The organism is Catenovulum adriaticum, assembly GCF_026725475.1.
GTDB lineage: Bacteria > Pseudomonadota > Gammaproteobacteria > Enterobacterales > Alteromonadaceae > Catenovulum > Catenovulum adriaticum.
The window spans coordinates 455,399-477,697 of record NZ_CP109966.1; the positions used below are offsets into that span (position 1 = coordinate 455,399).

Annotated in this window: 14 protein-coding genes; 10 read left to right on the forward strand and 4 right to left on the reverse strand. The window is 40.1% G+C overall.

Annotated elements, in window-relative coordinates; genetic code table 11:
• Positions 1 to 122: 122 nt before the first annotated feature.
• From map to OLW01_RS15405, 3 genes are all read right to left on the reverse strand, one after another.
• A complete protein-coding gene (gene map / locus OLW01_RS15395) occupies positions 123 to 896 on the reverse strand; it encodes a type I methionyl aminopeptidase (RefSeq protein WP_268076409.1) in 774 nt (257 codons plus the stop codon).
• Complete coding sequence (locus OLW01_RS15400; RefSeq protein WP_268076410.1) at positions 889 to 1,095, reverse strand: ParD-like family protein; 207 nt, start codon at positions 1,093 to 1,095, stop codon at positions 889 to 891. Before OLW01_RS15400 ends, map begins: the two co-directional genes overlap by 8 nt.
• A gap of 136 nt (positions 1,096 to 1,231) precedes the next feature.
• Positions 1,232 to 2,680, reverse strand: a complete 1,449-nt coding sequence (locus OLW01_RS15405) for a helix-turn-helix transcriptional regulator (RefSeq protein ID WP_268076411.1) — start codon at positions 2,678 to 2,680, stop codon at positions 1,232 to 1,234.
• Between the two features lie 377 nt (positions 2,681 to 3,057).
• Between OLW01_RS15405 and OLW01_RS15410 the strand changes: the two genes are divergently transcribed.
• Together OLW01_RS15410 and OLW01_RS15415 are read left to right on the forward strand one after the other, a co-directional pair.
• On the forward strand, positions 3,058 to 4,488 hold the full coding sequence (locus OLW01_RS15410) for a sulfatase-like hydrolase/transferase (RefSeq protein ID WP_268076413.1): 1,431 nt from the start codon (positions 3,058 to 3,060) through the stop codon (positions 4,486 to 4,488).
• Positions 4,489 to 4,532: 44 nt separating this feature from the next.
• The gene (locus tag OLW01_RS15415) at positions 4,533 to 6,035 is read left to right on the forward strand and encodes a sulfatase-like hydrolase/transferase (RefSeq protein ID WP_428980195.1); all 1,503 of its coding nucleotides are present in this window, start codon (positions 4,533 to 4,535) and stop codon (positions 6,033 to 6,035) included.
• A 250-nt stretch (positions 6,036 to 6,285) separates the two neighbouring features.
• Here the strand turns inward: OLW01_RS15415 and OLW01_RS15420 are convergent, their stop codons facing one another.
• Positions 6,286 to 6,717 (reverse strand): MarR family winged helix-turn-helix transcriptional regulator, encoded by a 432-nt coding sequence (locus tag OLW01_RS15420; RefSeq protein WP_268076414.1) that lies wholly within the window; start codon positions 6,715 to 6,717, stop codon positions 6,286 to 6,288.
• 99 nt (positions 6,718 to 6,816) lie between these two features.
• On the opposite strand from OLW01_RS15420, the gene OLW01_RS15425 reads away from it, so the two are divergent.
• The 8 genes from OLW01_RS15425 to OLW01_RS15460 all read left to right on the forward strand — a co-directional run bounded on the left by OLW01_RS15425 (position 6,817) and on the right by OLW01_RS15460 (position 22,121).
• Entirely contained in the window at positions 6,817 to 7,308 is a 492-nt protein-coding gene (locus OLW01_RS15425) for a DUF2798 domain-containing protein (RefSeq protein ID WP_268076416.1), read from the forward strand.
• Between the two features lie 17 nt (positions 7,309 to 7,325).
• Entirely contained in the window at positions 7,326 to 8,033 is a 708-nt protein-coding gene (locus OLW01_RS15430; RefSeq protein WP_268076418.1) for a siderophore-interacting protein, read from the forward strand.
• Between the two features lie 298 nt (positions 8,034 to 8,331).
• Positions 8,332 to 10,509, forward strand: a complete 2,178-nt coding sequence (locus tag OLW01_RS15435; RefSeq protein WP_268076419.1) for a TonB-dependent receptor — start codon at positions 8,332 to 8,334, stop codon at positions 10,507 to 10,509.
• Positions 10,510 to 10,520: 11 nt separating this feature from the next.
• Entirely contained in the window at positions 10,521 to 11,078 is a 558-nt protein-coding gene (locus OLW01_RS15440) for a hypothetical protein (RefSeq protein ID WP_268076420.1), read from the forward strand.
• Between the two features lies 1 nt (position 11,079).
• Positions 11,080 to 12,516, forward strand: a complete 1,437-nt coding sequence (locus tag OLW01_RS15445; RefSeq protein ID WP_268076421.1) for a PepSY-associated TM helix domain-containing protein — start codon at positions 11,080 to 11,082, stop codon at positions 12,514 to 12,516.
• A gap of 621 nt (positions 12,517 to 13,137) precedes the next feature.
• Positions 13,138 to 15,990 (forward strand): alpha-L-rhamnosidase, encoded by a 2,853-nt coding sequence (locus OLW01_RS15450; RefSeq protein ID WP_268076423.1) that lies wholly within the window; start codon positions 13,138 to 13,140, stop codon positions 15,988 to 15,990.
• The gene (locus OLW01_RS15455; RefSeq protein WP_268076425.1) at positions 15,983 to 18,739 is read left to right on the forward strand and encodes an alpha-L-rhamnosidase; all 2,757 of its coding nucleotides are present in this window, start codon (positions 15,983 to 15,985) and stop codon (positions 18,737 to 18,739) included. Before OLW01_RS15450 ends, OLW01_RS15455 begins: the two co-directional genes overlap by 8 nt.
• A gap of 31 nt (positions 18,740 to 18,770) precedes the next feature.
• Positions 18,771 to 22,121: a glycosyl hydrolase gene (locus tag OLW01_RS15460; protein WP_268076426.1), complete on the forward strand. Its 3,351-nt coding sequence runs from the start codon at positions 18,771 to 18,773 to the stop codon at positions 22,119 to 22,121.
• Positions 22,122 to 22,299: the final 178 nt, after the last annotated feature.

Here is a 22,299-nt window from a genome sequence, read left to right on the forward strand (position 1 = left end):
CATTGGGTTCGTACCAAGCAATGTCGATTATTTCTAATCTATCAGGTAAGTATCGAATCATAGCCGGTTTAAGAATAAATGAGGCGCTAAGGTTAAGAGTTACACTGAACTTAGTTTCCCGATTAAATTCGCTCTTCAGCTCTGAGCGTCAGCACCTCGTAACCATCAGAGGTAACAGCAATGGTGTGTTCCCACTGAGCGGATAATTTTTTATCACTGGTAACAACTGTCCACCCATCTTTTTTTAATTTAACTTTGGACTTACCTTGGTTAATCATGGGCTCTATGGTAAATACCATCCCTTCTGTTAACACTAAGCCTTTACCTGCCTGACCATAATGCAAAACCTGTGGCTCTTCATGCATTTCTCGCCCAATCCCATGCCCACAGTATTCGCGTACAACAGAATAGCCGTGTTTCTGGGCATGAGTTTGAATGGCATGACCAACATCTCCCAGAGTCGCGCCAGGTTTTACCTTTCGTATCCCTTCCCACATGGCTTCATAGGTTTTATCAACCAAACGTTTAGCGACTGGAGACACATCGCCAATCATGTACATTTTGCTAGAGTCAGCGATAAATCCGCCCTGCTCCAATGTAATATCAATATTTACGATATCACCGGATTTCAGCTTTTGAATAGCAGAAGGCACGCCGTGGCATACAACGCGATTTACCGAGCTGTTTAAAGCATACTGGTATCCGTACTGACCTTTACTGGCTGGGCGGGCATTTAGCTGATCAATTATATAACGCTCCGCCAAATCGTTAATCTCCATCGTTGAAATCCCAGTTTCAATATATCCATCGAGATACTCAAACACCATTGCCAAAAGCCGACCAGACTCCCGCATTACATTCAATTCGTCAGCACTTTTTAGTTTTACGTTAGCCACCAGCAGCTTTCCTTATATTAACGTCAGCCAGCTTTAATTGATCGCGCATGATTTCAGAAAAAGACATACTGGGGTTGGCCTCGGCTAGCATTCCAATTTTGATCCAATACTCAGCTTGAGCATTAATAGATCGAACCATAACTGAGCTCGCTTTACGAATCTCCCCATGCAATTCGTCATCAATTTTAACAATTCCCATAATACACCCTATATACGATATGTATATGGATCATATATCAATGGTTAGGGGCTGGCAATAACATACTGACTGGTTTAAATATGCTTGATTTTTATTCAGTACATGTTCAGGGAGTTTTTTTTGTTTCCAATGATCATTAACCATTTTTAGTACTTGTAATCGACTGTTGATATTCTTTAGGTGTTTTGCCCGTTTGTTTTTTAAATACAGTCGAAAAATAGGCCGAGTTATTAAAGCCTATTTCAAATGCGGTTTCTGTTACCGACATGGTTATTAATAAATCCTTAGATTTGTTAATACGCACATCAATTAAATACTGGTTAATGGTTTGCGCCGTTATATTTTTAAATGTTTTAGTAATGTGTGAACGGCTAGCACCGATTTCATTGGCTATGTCATTAATGGAGATATCACGGTTATAGTGACTTAAAATATATGTTTTGATTTTATCGACTAAGGCGGTATCTGCTGGCGATTCATTAGCTTCACCGCTTAATTTTGCTAAAAAGCTGGCTTCTTGCAGAATAATTTTATCAATATCTTTAAATGATGTTGTGGTTTCTAAGGTTTGTCCTTTTTCTTCTAACCGTTCGAGTAAATTTGCAGCATTGCCACTGTTGAATATTGACGCGTCAAACAACATAAACAATACTTCTTTGGCGCGTACCCGATAGGTATCGACATTATGCTGGCTAAAACTTTTTAACGCGTGCAATAAGTTTGTTACCCGGCCAGCAACTAAGCCACTACGGGCTGCGCTAACGGTTTCTATTAATGCTTCACGTTCTTTAAAAGGATAAGATTCGTTAATACTGTCTGGGTAATACTCCGTAAATTTAGTATTTAACGGTGCCGCGTATTGCGCGATAGCGAGCGAGCTTTGGTGTAAATAATGCTGTTTTACTTTGTCGTTGGTCATTTGAATATCACGATATATGGCCCAAGCCCAAATAATCGCGGTTAAGCCTGAACCACCATAATAAACAACCCATTGTTCTAACGCATTACCAATGCATATACAGGTATACAGTAACAAAACACCATATACTAAAACCCCTACATAGCGTTTAATGGGTCGGCTTAGTATAAACAAACTCGGTATTAACAGTTGGATTGTCACAACAAAAATTTGAGACAGATAAATATGTTGATTGGTAATACTATCTAATAATCTCGGCCAAGGGAGCTGATCAAGGTGATGATAATAAAAAGGCGGTGCCATTATAAACAAAGCCGACCAACTTATGCCCAGTACAAGAGCAAACATAAAAAATTCACGCCGAATTTTAATTTCAGCCTGTATAAACAGGCCATATAACAGAGCCGGCATACCGACACTAAATAACAACACGTTTCTAACTAAATCAAACCATCGTTTAGCATTATCAATGGGCATAAGATTAATAATTGGACCCGATAAAAACAAAATAATGCAGCTGATAAAAGTTGCATAAAACGGATAGGCACTACCAATGCGGGAGCGGACGATAGTAAAATAAATCAGTACCATTAAAAATATATTGGCGGCAATAAAAGGGATGATGGCTCTAAGAAAAGTATTCCAATCTAACTCTGTATATATCATTTATTTTTTAAGCTCATTATGTTTGATCAACCCTAAATTGGGCTCATGCTAAATGCGAGTCGGTACGCTATTTAAAGTCGAAGCGCTGCAATTTACTTGTCATTATTTTACGGAAACGGCTTAATTTAACTTTAAATATAGGCCAAAAGCCTATTTCTAAAATGAAATTTCATGTCATTTTTTACAAACTTACAAAGACAATATTCATGTAAAAGCATGAAAAGTAACAATTATTATTTTAAAAATTAAATTTTAGCTGATTTTAAAAGCATGATTTTAGCTAAACCTTGATACTTATATGGTCGTTAGTATTAAGTTACTTTCATCGCTTTGTTTCAAAAACTAACAAATATTAATTAGCACTGAGAAAATAACCCATGAATTTATTATCATCTAAAACCAAGTTATACCTCATTTTAATTTGTTTACAATTAACATTTATACCTAAAATAAATGCAGCTCAACAGCCCAACATTTTATTAATCATTTCAGATGATGCGGGTTATCACGATTTTGGCTTTCATGGTAGTAAAACCATGAAAACACCTAATTTAGATAAGCTTGCTAAACAAGGCATGTTGTTTAAACAAGCTTATGTCACCGCAGCAGTTTGTGGCCCGTCGCGCGCGGGGCTATTTACAGGCAAATACCAGCAAAGGTTTGGTTTTGAAGAAAATAATGTACCCGGCTATATGAGTGAGTCGGGCTTAACTGGCGACGAAATGGGTTTGCCTTTGTCTGAGTTAACTGTGGCTGACCATTTAAAACAACTAGGTTATACCACAGGTTTGACCGGTAAATGGCATTTAGGCGACCATGATAAATATCATCCAATGCGCCGAGGTTTTGATCACTTTTATGGTTTTAGAACCGGTTCCCGCAGTTATTATGCTTACGATAAAAACGAGCTTAATAGCCGTCAGAACGAGCGCATGGAACTGGGTTTCAAAAACTTTAAAGAGCATAAAGGCTACTTAACCGAGGCACTTGTTGCAGATACTAGTCAATTTATTACCAACGCTGTGCAAACTAAGCAACCGTTTTTTGCGGTATTGTCGTTTTCAGCAGTTCACGCCCCTATGCAAGCGAAACCTGAAGACTTGGCTCAATTTCCAAATTTGTCAGGCACACGCAAAATACTCGCAGCGATGAACCTAAACATGGATCAACAACTGGGATTATTATTCAATAAGCTTAAGCAACTAAACATTGCCGACAATACCTTAGTGGTATTTGTGAATGACAATGGCGGACCAACTGATCAGAACAATTCTAATAATTATCCGCTAAGTGGTACCAAAGCCAATCACCTAGAGGGGGGAATCCGTGTGCCCATGCTAATGCGTTGGCCTGAAAAATTAAGTGCTAATACCCGTTTTGAATATCCGGTCAGTACACTCGATTTAATGCCAACGTTTTTAAGTGTCGCAGGCGCCAATTTATCTGAGTTTGCTCACTTAGATGGCGTCAATCTAATACCCTACTTAAAAGCACCAACACAAAAGAAAGCTCAAGCTCGTCCGCACAAGACACTGTATTGGAAAAAAGAAAACCGCGCGGCAATCCGAGATATGGATTGGAAACTTTTACGCTTTCCTGATCGCCCACCCGAGTTATACAACTTAGCTAACGATGAAGCTGAGCAAGTTAATCTTGCCCATCAACAACCAAAAATAGTTAAACAACTTTACAAAAAATTATTTGACTGGGAACTCACATTAGAACGCCCATTGTGGCAGTTAAAACGCAAATTTGAAGGCGCGGCGATGGATAGAATGGATAAGTTTCGCGATCATCAACCAGATTAAATTAACAACCCTATTTACACATGAGAAGTCTTGGGAATTTTATTATGAAATTATTTAACTTATTTTTAGGTCGACCATTCAGTTTTGCCAAATGCAAAATATCATCTATTTTGATGCACAGTTTCGTCTTACTAGGACTTTGTTTGAGCTTTACTTCTATGGCCGATGATAGACCAAACATTATCGTCATTTTAGCAGACGACCTAGGCTATAACGATGTTGGCTTTACCAATGGATCAACGCAAATCAAAACCCCAAGGTTAAATGAATTAGCTGAACAAGGCATAACGTTCGAAAACGGATATGCAACTCATCCATATTGTGGCCCATCTCGCGCCGGTTTACTAACCGGCCGTTATCAAGCTCGCTTTGGGATGGAAAATAATGTGTCATACACCCCCTATGATCCGCACATGGGCTTACCGACCGAGGAACTAACCTTTGCTGAACGTTTGCAAAAAGTGGGTTATAACACAGCGGTTTTTGGTAAGTGGCACTTAGGTGGTGCGCCAAAGTTTCAACCTAATAAACAAGGCTTTGATTACTTTTATGGCTTTTTAGATGGCGGCCACATGTACATGCCAGGCCAAGTACATGTAGGCAGCCCTGATGGTTATTGGCTGCCTATTATGCGCAATAATTTACCAGCTGAATTTGACGAGTACTTAACGACAGCCTTAAGCCGTGACGCAGCCAAATACATTAAACGCAGCACCGATGAACCCTTTATGATGTATCTCTCTTACAACGCGCCACATGCGCCATTACAAGCGCCGCAAGAAACCATTAATAAATATAAACATATCAAAAACAAAAATCGCCAAATTTATGCCGCCATGGTGGATGAAATGGATCAAGGCATAGGCATGGTTGTTGATGCATTAAAAGAAAAAGGCAAGTACGAAAACACCCTAATATTCTTTTTATCTGACAACGGAGGTTTATATCCAGACACTTGGTGGCCGCAATTTGACTGGGCTGATAACTCACCCTTTCGCCATGGCAAAGTCGCATTAATGGAAGGTGGCGTACATGTTCCGTTTATCGCACATTGGCCAAATAAAATCAAAAAAGGCTTTAAATTTGATGGCCTTGTATCTGCATTGGATATTGCAGCTACTTCAGTCGCACTGGCTAAAGCCGATTCATCAGATGGTTTGCTTGATGGCGTTAACTTAGAACCATACATGACAAAACGCAAAACTGGTACGCCACACAAAGCCTTGTTTTGGCGTTTAGAAGAAGCTGACAACATATGGGCCGTTCGCACAATGACAGGTAAATATATGCAGCAAGGTTTACCAGGCGTTGGCCGTGCATATTTTGATATGGTTAATGACCCAACCGAACAAGTAAATGCGGTGGATAAATACCCACAAAAACAAGCTGAATTAGCCAAACTTTGGAACGAGTGGAATAAAAACAACAAAGAAAACATTTTGCGTCAATCGAATGAATATAAAAGCGCAGTTCAAGCATTTTATGAACAACTAAATAAGGACGATCGCGCACAAGCTAACGCTCGTGAAAAATATATTGTTAAATAAATATTTGAATTAAATTTTGCCAGAAAGTGCAAATAATAACCACAATTAGCTCGTTAAGCGCCAGTGCGTTATTGTAATGGCTAATAGTTATAGTTCATCAATTTGCACGTTATCGACCGCAGTTATGCTAAAACCTAATGGCGATCACATTTTGTGGTCGCCATTATTTAATTTGGTTTACACCGAAAAACTCAGATAAAAACAATAGCAGAAATTAGAGCTGCTTTATATTATTACCCATTAAAGCAAATCACTGATTCTCTTCTAAATTTTTAAGCATTTTTTGCGTTGTAGCGTAGAAGGCTTTAATATCTTCCTCGGCTATTCCTTTAGTCATAGATTGTTCAGCTCGTCGACTAATTTTAGATAAACTTGCTTGTATTCTTTCGCCCTCTTGAGTTAACAATAAAAACTGACTTCTTTTATCTTCAGGGTTTGGGACTTTTTTGATCAAACCTTGATCGATTAAACCACTAATTAAACGCGTGATCTGAGCCTTATCCCGTTGCATAAAGCTAGCTATATCCAAAGCAGTGCAAGGCGAACGTTTATGAATTATCTTCATCACCCTCACTTGCATCGGCACCAACCCTAATGCTTCAACCTCTAGCTGGATAGCCAGTTGTCTTTTAACGGCATGAGCCAAACAACGTATCGTTTCTACCGCACCAATATCTGCCACAGGTAACTCCTTTATAAAGTAGTTGACATAGTCAACCATTATGCATTATAGTAGACATTATCAACTATAATTTGAAAATTGCAATAGTCAGGAGCATATATGACAATAATTACCCCTTCGGTTGCCGAACGGTCAAATGCCGAAAGCCGCCCTATTTATCAAAAAGTAGCCATTATCGCACTCATTATGACTACCATTTGTGGTTCCCTTACCGGCATTATGAGTTTTGCAAACAGAGACGTTAGCGAAAGTTTTTTGTTCCAATGGGCATCGGCTTTTATTTTTGCTGGTTTAGTAGCTCTGCCTATTGGCATACTCGTAATGAATTTGGTTAGCAAATTAATCCAAAAACTGCTATCTGGTACTTCAGAACTGGCTCAAAAACTGCTTACTGGCACTATTATGGCCGTCGTAATGGAATCCGCAATGGCTGCTACCACAACCATTAATCATCTGGGCTTTAGTAATGCCAATCAGTTTACAACGCATTGGAGCCAAAACTTTATTGCTGCATTGCCATTTGGTTTGGTGATCGCAATTTTTATGACACTGGTTATTAAGCCCAAGCTGCAAAACTTTATGAATAGCTAACATCCGAGAGAACTTATATGAAAATGCGAATGACACAAGTTGCAAAAATAGAAGACTTAGGGCCACATATGCGCCGTATCACTTTGACTGGTGAAGATTTACATGATTTTCCACTTGATCAAGAAAGCGCGCATTTTAAAGCTATTTTTCCACAGCCAGGTCAAACAAAACCCAAACTAGGCATATATCTAGGTTTTAAAAAATGGATACGTTCATACACAGTACGCGCCTTTAACAAACAAACCAAGGCACTAACCGTTGATTTTGCTGTTAATGATCATCAAGGTTTAGGCACCGATTGGGCAAAAAATGCACAGCTAGGAGATTATTTAGGGGTTGCTGGCCCTGGCGATACAAAACACACAAATTATGATGCTGATTGGCATTTATTAGTTGCCGATCTCACAGGTTTGCCAGCAGCGGCCGCCGTACTAGAAAAACTACCTAAAAATGCTAAAGGCACAGCATTTTTGCAGGTTCCAACCGAACAAGATAAGCAAATTATTAATTGCCCCGAGGGCGTCAATATAAACTGGGTGATAAACCCAGATTTAACTAAAAATGCGCTACTGACGGCAGTACAAAATACCTACTGGTTATCAGGCGAGCCAGCCATATTTATCGCCGCAGAAATCAGGCAAGTAAAAGCCATTAAAAAGTATGTTAAAGATATGCCCGGCTATTCAAACAAGCAAACTTACGCTTCTGGCTACTGGAAAGCCTAACATTATAAAAAAATCATGATGTGTCATGGTTAACGTTAGCTCGGGCTTCAGCCCGCTTTATGCAGGGCAAATACAAAGGCTATAAATGGCGATCTAGCGATAATTCACTGTCAAAAGTAAATGAAAATGCTGCTAACGTAGCGACCAACCCAAAAGCCACAGAACGAATGTTCCAAAAGACACATATTGGGAGTTGGTTGAATTAACACTATCATTTATTATAACTTTCATTATTGAAGGTAGAAATAAAAATAGTTATCATTAGTGATATTGTATTTTACCAACCTTGGAATCCTGAATGAATTTACGTAAAAGTGCGTTAGCCGTAATGGTCAATGTTGCGTGTGTGAGTGCGCCAACATATGCCCAAACAGAACAAAGTAGTACAAATAACAACAAAGATATTGAGCATATTACGATTAATGGTTCACAAGTCGATTTGCGTGACAGTTTCCCCGGAGGACAAGTATCTCGAGGCGGTCGTGCTGGTATTTTAGGCAACCTTGATATGATGGATTCGCCTTTTAATAGTACAAACTTTACGGCTGAACTCATTCGTGAGCAGCAGGCTAAAAGTGTCGCGGACGTACTACAAAATGATCCTGTTGTACGTGTTGCAAAAGGCTTTGGTAATTTTCAAGAGCTATATATAATGCGCGGCTTTCCTGTGTATTCTGATGATATGACTTACAATGGCTTATATGGCATTTTACCCCGTCAGTATGTCGCGGCGGAGTTACTAGAACGCGTCGAAGTCTTTCGTGGCGCAAGTGCTTTTTTAAATGGTGCAGCACCAGGAGGCAGCGGCTTAGGCGGTTCCGTTAATATCGTACCAAAACGTGCGGGTGATGAACCGCTTAACCGTATTACGCTTGGCTATGAATCACAAGGTCACTTATATGGCGCAGCAGATATTAGCCGCCGTTTTGGTGACGATAACAATAGTACAGGTATACGTGCCAACCTTGTTCAACGGCGTGGCGAAACGAATATTGATAATCAAGACCGTGAATTGAGCGTTGCTTCTGTTGGTGTTGATCATCAAAGTGACCATTTCCGAGTATCTCTTGATTTAGGGTTTCAAGATCATCAAGTTGATGCGCCTCGCCCAACAGTAACACCTGCTGACAGTATCCCTGAACCACCACAAAGCGATACAAACTTTGCCCAAGAATGGACTTACACCAATGAACGTCAATTTTTTGGTGCAGTGCGCGGGGAATATGATTTTACAGATAACGTTACAGCTTGGGCTGCGTACGGATTCAGAACAGGTGAAGAAGACAACATTTTTGCCAACCCTAGGAATGCTCAAGAAAATGGGGATTTTTCGGCTTATCGTTTTGATAATGTTAGAAATGATGATATTCAATCTGGTGAAGTTGGCGTGAATATTGAGTTTAAAACTGGTGCAGTTGGACACACAGTTATAACGTCCGCATCTGTCTTTTCGTTAGAATCAGAAAATGCTTATGCGTTTTCTGACTTTGCCGGTTTTACTGGCAATATTTATAGCCCTGAAACTGCAACAATACCTGATGCAGACTTTTTTATTGGCGGCGAACTAGATAACCCATTAGTAACCGAAAAAACCGATCTTTCAAGTTTTGCACTTGCTGACATGATGTCATTCAATGACGGGAAAATATTAGTAACGCTAGGAGGCCGAGCACAAAATATTGAGACCCGCACATATGACTACAATACTGGTGATGAATTATCAAGTTACGATGAATCTCAATTTACACCAGTTGCGGGTGTTGTTTATAAATCATCAGAGCAGCTTTCTTATTATGCTAACTATATTGAAGGCTTGTTACCCGGAGAAGTTGCTCCGACAACAAGTGGCGGTGAAGCAATTGAAAATGCAGGTGAAGCTTTTGAACCATATCGTGCTGAGCAAATTGAAGTTGGACTAAAGTATGATGCAGGCCAATATGGTGGCTCATTAAGTATTTTTAATACTTCCAAACAAACATCTATTGTCAAAAACAATATTTTCAGTACTGATGCCGAACAACAAAACCAAGGCATTGAGTTAAGTGTATTTGGTATGCCAACTGATAGCTTACGTATTTTAGGTGGGTTTACTTGGCTTGATGCAGAAATGACGAAAACGCAAGATGGCATTTTAGATGGTAAAACAGCGATTGGCGTACCAGATTTACAAGCAAACATTAACCTTGAGTGGGATGTTAACGCCCTGCCGGGATTAACCCTAGATGCACGTGCGGCATACACAGCCGAGCAATATGCAAGTGCCGACAACAACCTTAAGGTTGATGCCTCAAACCGCTTTGATTTAGGGGCTCGTTATAACTTATTAGTTGGCCTGACTGATATTACCATTCGAGCGCGTGTCGATAATCTCTTTGACAATGACTATTGGGCATCAGTGGGTGGTTATCCTGGTTCAAATTATCTTGTATTAAGCGAGCCTCGTACCTTTAAATTATCTGCATCATTTAGTTTCTAATAAGGAAATTTATGTTGTTGTCTATCGCTGCTTTTTTGGGCAGCACGTTGGCGATAGGTTTGTTTTACCGAGCATGGCAAAGCACACATGTCGCCTTTAAACGTTTAGCTAAACTCTCAGCATTACTATTAATGTATATGAGTTTAAACTTTTGGGTTACACAATACGGATTTGAATTAGGCACTTGTTACGCTGTTATCGCCTTTTCTTTACAAGCGTGGACCTGGATATACCTCGCGCGTCAACGAATTAATAAACACGTTAAGCGTGCCGACTTGCCGTATATATCGGGCTTGAGTAAACCGTCTGCGCCTACTGTATTTAATGCCTTTATCAAATTGATCGGTTGTCTATTCTTAAGTGCAATATGTGCCATGTTAGTAACCGTGGTATGGACGACATCTTTGAGCTTAAGTAAAGTCAATCAAATCGCATTAGGGATTTATACTATGCCTATTTTATGGGGCTGCGGTGCATATTGGCTATGTGCAGATAAAAAGTTATGGCGTCCTATTCGCGTGCTAATTATGCTTAGCGCTTTGAGCTACCTCATACTTTATAGTGGGTAAAATGAATATTTCTATTTCTCCAAGCGCCAATAAAAGCGCTTTAAAAAGTCACGCATGGTTAGGCTTAGCCGTGAGTGTATTAATGTATTGGGTTTGCTTTTCAGGCACATTATCGGTTTTTTCGCAGGAATTATTACGTTGGGAACAACCTCACATTGCCGATAACCTCAATTATACTCCTAACAGTATACAAACTGCCTATGAGCACTTCCTCGCCATGAAGGACGGGCAAACACAGGGTAATATCGTTATTCGTTTACCAACCCACGATTTGCCACGAGCTGGAATTAGTGCAGATGGAGAGCGTTGGAACATTTCACCTACCGGTGAACTCAGTGAGCCTTCAAGCACTCCCATTACAGACCTTATTGTTGATCTACATGTCGCTTTGCATCTACCCGAGGATATCGGCATGATAATTGTAAGCATGTTAGGTGCAATTTTAAGTGCATTAATTATCTCAGGTATCATTGCTCACAGACGTATTTTTAAAGATGCCTTTCGTTTACGTACCGGAAATAATGAGCAGCTCACACAAGGTGATTTGCACAACCGAATGAGCGTGTGGGGGATACCGTTTCATCTCATGATAGCGTTGACCGGTGTATATTTTGGTTTGGCATCATTTTTGACCGCAATTTATGCTGATACATTATATGAGGGAAAAGAACTCGACCTATTTGCCGATATTTATGGCGCTTCGATTCAAGTTGAGCACCAACCAGCAATAGCGAATATTGCAAAAGCATTGACCGAAATAAAAAAGATGGAGCCAAATACACAACCTATATTTGTTACGCTTGAAAACGCAACAAAAGATAACCAATACATACTACTTGGTTCGCAACATTTAGATAAGCTTATCTACTCAGAACAATACCGTTTTGATGCACACGGACAATACATAGATAAAGTTGGCTACTCTGATGGAGAAGCAGGTCAACAAGCTATATTCTCTGTATATCGCTTACATTTCGGTCACTTTGGTCCCGAAGCGATGAAAATATTTTTTGGCTTAATGGGATTTGCCTTAACGATTATTTCAGTTACGGGCATTAATCTATGGCTAGCAAAGCGTTCAAGGCAAGATGCACTGAATCAACTTTGGCTTGGTTTTGTTTGGGGCACACCAATCGCATTTATTTGCGCTGCGTTGCTAGAGCTAACTTTCGCCTTACCGACAAAGCCTATTTTCTGGCTGATACTAGTTGCAATACTGATAGGTTCATTAATGCAAAAAGTGTTAATGAAAACCCACCTAATACTCTTAAACTGCTTGGCGACGCTATTGATAGTATTAGCGATTACACACTTTACTGTACATTACCCGAACGTATTGGTGTTGAATTCACTGGTTATTGACGCTGCATTTATCATTTTTGCTTTGTGTGTATGGCGATATCGCTATTCACGAATCCGAAAAGGCTGGAATAGCTAATCTTAAACTGGGTGGGGCATACGGTCTCTCCCTCTCATAAAATTATATGGGTGAGCCTAATAATCTCGTATACGACTTCTATATATTTCCATTGAGTATATAACCACTTAATATATATCCTATTTTTATAGGTAGCTGTCATTTATTTTAGCCATTTCCAAAAATTGTCATCATGGTGTTTTATCCACTTAGAGATAAAACCATGTCAAAAATAGAAATGACTTTAATACAGCGTAAAGACGTTTTACATGCCTCACCTCAGTAGCTTACGCTAATCGCTAATATTCAGAATTCCTACTTTAGACAAGCCTGAGTGCTGCCTGCATCCATTAATAACATAGAGGCAGACATATTCATTAAATCCACTAGAGGTAGACAAAAAAACTAGCTGCCGTGACTTATTAATTGCTATATGCACTGTCAGCTTGAAAAAATTAATAAGATCCTTTAATTGCAAAATTGCAAGTGTTGAGCCACCCCACCTACAGACTTCAAAGTAAATCTAATAATCCAATCGTTTTATATATTACGTTTTTTAATGATTAGGGGTATCAATTAGTACGGTTAATGCCTATTCCTGATAGTAAGCCTGTATTTTTAACTAAAAATAAAAGTGATCAAATGAAAAAAATTATTTTATCGATCTGTGTCAGCTTATGTTTAATAGCTTGTACTGATAACGCTTTAATAAAAAATAAAAAAAACGAAAACAACAAAATAAGTTCACCTATTAAATTAAAAGTAGGCGAAGGGTTTGTTAACCCTATCGGTTACTACGAATCCAAACCTCGATTTAGCTGGCAATTACCACCCGCTTCAACCCAAAAACAACAAACCAGTTACCAAATACAGGTTGCAAGTTCGGCTGATTTTTCTAAATCTAGTCTCATTTGGGATAGCGGCAAGGTGAATTCAGATGACAATGCTTGGGTTGGTTATCAAGGTAAAGCACTTGAGTCTCGCCAACGGGTTTATTGGCGAGTGAGAACTTGGGGGCAAAATCAACACGTCTCAAACTGGAGTGAAACTCAATTTATTGAATTAGGCTTGCTCAATAATAATGACTGGCAAGCGAAATGGGTGGGTCACCCTGATACTAACGAACGTTATACTAATCCTAGTTTTAATGGCATGCCCGCAGTCGATCACATTTTGTATCGACCTCAGTATTTACGCACCAATTTCAACTTGAATAAGCCGATAAAAAAAGCGCGTTTATATGTTACCGCAAAAGGGGTATTTAAACCCTATATCAACGGCTCTGCAATCAGCGAGGATGTAATGACACCAGGCTGGACGCCTTATCACAAACGCATTGAAACCCTAACTTATGATGTCAGTGATTATGTAACTCAGGGCGAGAATGCCATTGCCGCCACACTAGCGGAAGGTTGGCATACAGGTCGTATTTTTCATCCAACCCAGCAAGAACATGTAAAACCAATGCGTTTATTAGCGCAGTTAGAAGTGACTTTTAAAGATGGCACTCAACAAGTTATTGCTACCAATAACCAATGGAAATCGACTAACCAAGGTCCAATTCGTGAAGCAGGTAATTACGATGGCGAAACCTATGACGCTAATTTTGAAATGCCCAATTGGAATGCCGCTTCTTTTGACGCAAAAAACTGGGCAAAGGTTTATGCAGAGCCAATTGATCCAGAGGTAAAATTAAAACCTAAACGCCATAGCGCGCCCAGAGCGACAGTAACGCTTCCGACTGTTGATATTGTGAGTGTTAAAAACGGAGTCGCCATTTTTGACATGGGTCAAAATATGGTTGGTGTACCTGAAATAACAGTGCCGGCTAAACAAGGCCAAACCATCAAACTGCGCTTTTCTGAAGCTTTAGAGCAGGATAAATTCTATGTTAAAAATCTTCGCTCCGCCAAAAATATTGACTTATATACACCTAAACAAGACGGTGAAATAACCTATCGTCCAACTTTTACGTTTCACGGTTACCGCTTTGTTGAAATTAGTGGCTACGACACGGCATTTAAACCTGATCTAAATTGGTTAACCGGTAAAGTGATTCATTCTGACTTTGACGTTTATGACAACTTCAGCAGTAATCATAACAAACTCAATAAATTATCCAGCAATGTTTCGTGGGGCTTACGTGGTAATTTTTTAGACATACCAACCGATTGTCCTCAGCGCGATGAACGCCTTGGTTGGACAGGCGATGCGCAAGTATTTGTTAGTACCTCAATGTATAAAGCCGATGTATATGCTTTTTGGGCAGCGTGGTTAGAAAGTGTTCGTGAAGAGCAAAGCATTGACGGTATGATCCCAAAATTTGTGCCGTTCAGACCTTTTTTAACCGACGGAACCGCCGCCGCGTGGGGTGATGCGGCCACGATAGTGCCTTGGGAGTTGTACCAATATACCGGCGACATAAACGTGCTGCGCGAAAACTATAACATGATGAAGCGCTGGCTGGAATATACTGAATTTCACAGCTTTGAGCATATATCCAACATAGGAACTTACGGGGATTGGCTCCAACCTTACTCTGAAAACGGACGCGCGAAAGGCGATACACATCCAGATTTAATTGCGACCGCATACTATGCTCGCTCAGTTGATATTGCGGCAAAAACGGCCCGTTTATTAGGCTACAAAAGCGACGCGCAGCAATACGAACGTTTATTTAATAACATTAAAATTAAATTTAGAGATTACTTTTTTGATGACAATTTAAATGTTGTAAGCACTGCGATAAAAACCATTAAACGTGAAAAAGGCAAACGTTTAAAACAACCCAAACAAAGCAAAATCACACTCAAAACGACTCAAACCAGTTATTTATTACCGCTATCATTTAATTTATTTAACGAGTCAGAGCAGCAAGTCGCGGTCAAAAAACTATTGGCAATGCTTGAGCAAAGTGACAGGCACTTAAGAACAGGCTTTTTAGGCACCCCGATGCTTTATCAAGTTTTACAACGCTATGGTCATAGCGATGTGATGTACGACATTCTGCTAAAAGAAACTTACCCTTCTTGGTTCTATTCGATAAACAATGGCGCAACGACCACTTGGGAACGCTGGAACTCTTATTCACTTACCGAAGGCTATAACAAAGCTAATATGAACTCGTTAAACCATTACGCTTATGGTGCAGTCGCTCAGTGGTTTTACAATGGCATGTTAGGTATTCAGCCCACTCAACCAGGATTTAAAACCTTCAAAGTTGAACCACAATTCACTCAACGTCTTAACGATTTAAGCGGCAGCGTGCCCACCATTAACGGCGATATCAAAGCCAGCTGGTCAATCACTAACACGCAATTAACCATGCGTTTATTCGTGCCAAGTAATAGCCAAGCCGAGCTATTGCTGCCTCAAGTGACAGAATTAAAGGTAATGAAAAACGGCAAGGCTATTAGTGATTTAACGGCACTTCAGCCGGGGGAATATCAAATCTCAGGGCAAGTGCAATTAAAAAGAGATGTAACCAATGAATAAAGCTAATTTAATTTTTATACTACTTTGTGTCTTCGTGACCAGCAGTTGCCAGAACATACAAAGTTTTACAGATGGCAGTAAACCCTTACATTTAAGCGTTGGCGAAGGCTTTGTTGAACCTATTGGTTATTATGAAAAGCAACCTCGTTTCTCATGGAAATTGCCAACAACAGCTGCGGTTGAAAAACAAACCGCCTATCAAATCCAAGTTTCGACTTCGCCAAATAATATAAAAACGGCAGATTTATGGGATAGTAACAAAGTTTTATCATCTCAAAATTCGTGGATAAAATATCAAGGAAAACAATTAACGTCTCGCCAGAAAGTATTTTGGCGCGTTCGATTTTGGGACGAACAGAAAACCGCATCAGACTGGAGTGAAATATCTAGCTTTGAGTTAGGTTTGTTGACTAATGATGCATGGCAAGCTCAATGGATAAGACATCCAGAAACGGGCGAAACAATCACGATTAACAAAAAAAACGCATCCTTTAAAAATAAACTGTATCGACCACAATATCTTCGTAAAGCGTTTTTTAGCGAAAACAAAATTAAGCAAGCTCGACTCTACATTACTGCAAAAGGCATTTTTAAAGCTTATATAAATGGTCAAACTATTTCTGATGATGTAATGACACCGGGTTGGACAGATTATTTACAACGAATTGAAACCTTAACTTATGATGTTACTGATATGGTTAACAAGGGCCAAAATGCATTAGCTGTCACGGTTGCAGAAGGATGGCATACAGGTCGCATTCTGAGCCTTCAACCAAGAGATGTTAAACCATCAGCCTTGTTAGCGCAGTTAGAAATAGAGTACGTAAATGGTGCAAAAAAAATCGTTACAACCGATGATAGCTGGCAGGTTACTCTAAATGGCCCGATAAGAGCGGCTAGTAATTATGATGGTGAAACTTATGATGCAAACTACGAAATGCCAGGCTGGAAGCAAGCGGATTTTGATTCAAGTCAATGGAATAATGCCATCAAAGAGCCTTTAGATCCAAAAGTTGCGTTAACCCCAAAAAGACACACAGCACCTACCACTAAACTGGTGCTGCCAGCTAGAAAAATCGTTGAGGTAGCCAATCCTCAGCCGGGCGTTGTGGTATTTGATATGGGCCAAAATATGTTAGGTGTTCCCGAGTTAAATATTCCAGTCATCGCCAACCAAAAAGTAACGGTCCGCTTTGCTGAAGCGTTAAATAAAAATATTTTTTATACCAAGAATTTACGCAGCGCCAAAGCCACAGATTATTACATTCCTGCAAAAAGCGGCGACACCAAATATATTCCTTCATTTACCTTTCATGGTTACCGTTATGTTGAACTCTCAGGCTTCGACCAATCCAAAAAGCCCGATTTAAGTTGGGTTAAAGGCTTAGTACAGCATTCCGATTTTAACGTGCATGCCAGTTTTAACAGTTCACATGGTAAGCTTAATAAACTCGCTGACAATATTGTTTGGGGTCTTCGCAGCAACTTCTTAGACATACCGACAGATTGCCCACAACGAGATGAGCGCCTTGGCTGGACGGGCGATGCACAAGTATTTGCCAGACCTTCAATGTATCTGGCCGATGTATATGGATTTTGGGCCGCTTGGTTACAAACAGTGCGAGAAGAACAAGCAGCTGATGGTCGAGTACCTAACTTTATTCCCACCAAACAAAATAAACATACCAAAGGGGCCTCATCTGGTTGGGGTGACGCGGCGGTTATTATTCCATGGGAGCTATATCAGTTAACGGGTGATAAACAAATCTTGTCAGAAAATTATTCAATGATGCAAGCTTGGATTAAATTTCACCAATCCAAGTTAAATAATCATATTTCATCATTGGGCAGCTTTGGCGATTGGCTGCAACCCTTTACGCAAGCCAAAGAACGCGTAAATCGTGGTGATACACCAACCGCACTGATCTCAACCGCCTATTATGCCCGATCATTAGATTATGCTAGCCGGGCAGCTAAAGCACTAGGTTTTAACAATGACGCCAAAAACTACGCAATACAATTGGAGGAGGTCAAACAAGCCTTTAGAGCTAGGTTTTACGATGAACAAACAAAAGTAAAAACAACCGCTACCCAAACCAGTTACTTATTGCCTTTAGCATTTAATCTATTTACGGATGAAGGTGATATCAAACGCGCACAAACCTATTTGCTGGAAGAAATAAACAATGCAAACAACCACCTACGCACTGGTTTTTTAGGTACACCGCTCTTAGCACCCGTTCTTCAACAAATGGGCAGAAGCGACCTAATGTATACTATTTTATTTAACGAAACCTACCCATCTTGGTTTTACTCCATCAACAATGGTGCAACTACAACATGGGAACGTTGGAATTCATACTCGCTCACAGAGGGTTTTAGTAAGGCGTCTATGAACTCCCTTAATCATTACGCTTACGGTGCAATCGCAGAATGGTTCTACACCGGTATATTAGGGGTGCAGCTAAAAGCACCTGGATTTACCAAATTTAAGGTTGCCCCGCAATTTAACCCAAAACTCAATCAGGCAAGTGGCAAAGTGCCCACCATTAACGGTGATATCAGCGTCCACTGGTCAATCACTAACAAACAATTGTTGATGACTTTAACAGTACCTTCTAATAGCCAAGCTGAGTTGCAACTAGATAACACCCAACACATACAAGTGAAAAAAAATGGCGACCTTATTAAAAATTCAGATAAGTTAACACCCGGCAAATATCAAATTACGGGCATCACAACACTTTAAATTATCACTGCTAATCCAATGAGAACGAAAAATGCGTAAAAAACATAACCTATTTAAAAAAGTAGCACTAGCCGTGAGTGGCTCGCTATTGTTGACCTGCTCAACAAGTTACGCTAACGAGCATCAGACAGAGCCCCTTTCTGTTAATAACTTTGAAACCCCAGCAAAAAACTATTTGCCCAAAACCTGGATGCATGCCATGAATGGTAATTTAAGCAAACCAGGTTTTACCGAAGACTTTAAAGCAATGAAAGAAGCAGGGATTGGTGGGGCGATATTTTTTCATGTTCACCGACGCAATAAACCTTACTCGTCACGAGGACCTGTTCGTTTTGGCACGGATGAATTTTTCGATACTTTAGTACACGCAGCAGAACAAGCCGATAAAAACGATATTGAGTTTGGCATTCACAATGCCGACGGTTGGACCTCAAGTGGTGGACCTTGGGTAACACCTGAAATGTCAATGAAACGTGTTACTTGGTCAGAACAAGCTGTAAAAGTTAATCAAGATGGAACGGCTGTCAACCCGCCACAGCCTGGATTCTATGAACAGTTTTATCGTGATATTGCGGTAATCGCCCTACCCGCCAACAAATACAACCAAAGCAATGCCTTTGCTAATGCCAAGGTAACGGTTTCAGATCCCGAATTAGATGCTGATGTGCTTACCGACAACGACTGGGATAGTGTACTGACATTTAAAGCCAATAAAAACAATGATTACTGGGTGCAAGTTGAGGTTGACCAAGCCACTACACTACGTAGCTTACACATTGAAACCCCCGATCGTTTTGGTGACGCCGCTTTACAAATTTCTGATGATGGCGTGAATTTTACCACTGTAGTTGACAAACTAAGGCGCCCTCGCCCCGGTGCTCGCTTATGGGCGTTTAGTCCACAATTAGTGAATGACAAAACGGATGGTTATACCGCTAAATATTTTCGCTTAGTGTTTGATAAACCGATAACCCTTAAGCGATTTGATTTATGGTCAGTCCCAAGATTTGATCATTGGTTTTCAATGAATGGCATGGAACGAGGTCGTTTAAGTCTCAATCCGAAAATGCCTTCGCAAGCTATCACTAAAACTGAAGACGTGCTTGTGCTAAATCGTGGAGAGTTACCTCAAGATGGGATTAAATTGCCAAAAGGCGACTGGCTCATTTTGCGGTTTGGTTACACCAGCACAGGCGCATTTAACGTACCAGCCACTGTTGAAGGAGAAGGTTTAGAAGTTGATAAGTTTGATGCTAAAGCCCTGCAATTTCACTTTGATCAATACGTTGGCAAATTAGTTAAAAAAGCCAAAGCGCAAGGTATTGATTCAATTAAAACGACTGAAATCGACAGTTATGAAGTTGGTGGTCAAAACTGGACTAAAGGCATAGAACAAACATTTAAAGAAAAGTTTGATTACGACTTAATTCAATGGTTGCCACTGTTAACTGGTCGTGTGATTGAATCATCTGAACATACAGGTGCTATTTTACAAGAGTTTCGCCAGCATTTGTCTGACTTAATGGTCGAAAATTATTTTGGCGAGTTTACCCGTTTAACCAAACAATATGGCTTGGAATCATACATTGAACCTTATGGCTGGGGGCCTTTTGATGAGTTGGCTTCGGGTGGTAAAGCGGATCGTGTGATGGGTGAATTTTGGGTTAAATTTAATTTACCCAATAATAGAATTTATCATGGCCGCACCAGCGCTGCTATTTCATCGGGTCATATTTATGGTAAAAAAATTATTTCAGCTGAATCATTTACCTCAACCGGTTTAGGCTGGAAAGGTCACCCATATTTATACAAACACCATGGCGATCATATGTGGGCGCGCGGCATTAACGAAACCATGTTTCATCGTTTTGCGCATCAGCCCAATAACCATATTAAACCGGGCATGACCATGGATTCGATAGGTTCACATTTTGATCGCACCCAAACTTGGTGGAACAACGGTGGCACAGAATGGTTTAAATATTTAGCGCGTGGCTCTTACCTATTGCAACAAGGCGTACCTGATGCCGACTTTTTAGTACATTTAGGCGATGTTGCACCAGTGCGTGGCGGCAGCAATGTTAAAATCCCGGCCGGTTTTGGTTATGACTTTACGAACACAGATGTATTGCTCAACCGCCTCAGTGTTAAAGATGGATGGTTAGTGTTACCCGAAGGAACGCGCTACAAAGCTTTATATTTAACAAGAACAGATTACTTGCACCACAAAACTTTAAAACGTATACAAAGCTTGGTCGCTAACGGCGCAACCGTTATTGGTAACAAGCCAGGTGAAGTAATTGGTTATAGTGAATGGGCAAATGAATCACAGTTTAAACAAATTGCGGATACGCTATGGAACGATGGCTCACCTACGCTGCGTTCTTATAAAAAAGGTCGGGTCAGTAGCTTTGATTTAGCAGAAAGTATTGAGCGATTAGGTTACCAACCCACATTAAAAATTAATAACCAGCCCGTAGAAGTGTTCGCCAAACGCCGCATCGCGGGCAATGATTTGTATTTTTTCCATAGTGAAAAGCCTGAGTTTCGCCAGGTTACAGTCGACATTATTGTTGAAGAAAGTGATGATAAAGCCGGCTATCAAGGCAAAGTAATCCCTGAAATTTGGAATAATACAGACGGCACGATTGAGCCCATCAATTCATACCGCCGTGACGGCAACAAAATAACCTTTGATTTAGCCCTTGAGCCTTATGCAAGTCGTTTTATCTTAATCCGGCGCGATAATAAAACCCCTATATACAAAGGTGAGCATTCGCAGTTGGTTAAAGATATTTATCTAAACAGTACAAAAGGCTCTAAAATTAACGAACTTACAGGCGATTGGCATGTTCAATTTGATCCAAATTGGGGCGGCCCTGAATCCGTTACTTTTGATCACTTACAAGATTGGAGCAAACATTCAAACAGAGGCATCAAACACTACTCTGGTACTGCAAAATACCAAAACACTTTCACAGTAGCGGCACAAGATATTAGCAACAATAAACCTCTGTATTTAGACTTAGGTGAGGTACAGCAAATCGCTGAAGTGTCAGTCAATGGTAAAAAGCTAGCCACTCTATGGAAACCTCCGTTTGCAGTGGATATCAGCAGTGCAGTAAAAACGGGCAAAAATAATCTTGAAGTCGCAATCACCAATACTTGGGTTAACCGATTAATTGGCGACGAAGCCCTGCCCGATACCAGTGGTTATAAAATGACTGGCGATACCGTGCCTTGGTTAAACGCTAATGAGAAACCTCCTAAAAGCGAGCGATTTACCTTTACTGGCTATAACTTTTTTGCCAAAGACAAAAATAAAGTTTTACAAACGTCAGGCTTGATAGGTCCGGTTCGTTTGATTCAACCGGCCAAGTAAAACCGAGCTGAAATAACGCCCTATGTAATCGATAAACGTTGAATTACATAGGGCGTAACTACCCTAAAGCCAAAACTCAAAACCATTAATTTAAACGACTGAAACTAAATATGCTTAATTTATTTTCGGTAAAAACAAAAAACCAATCAATAATTGTCAATAGTAATCACAATGTTTT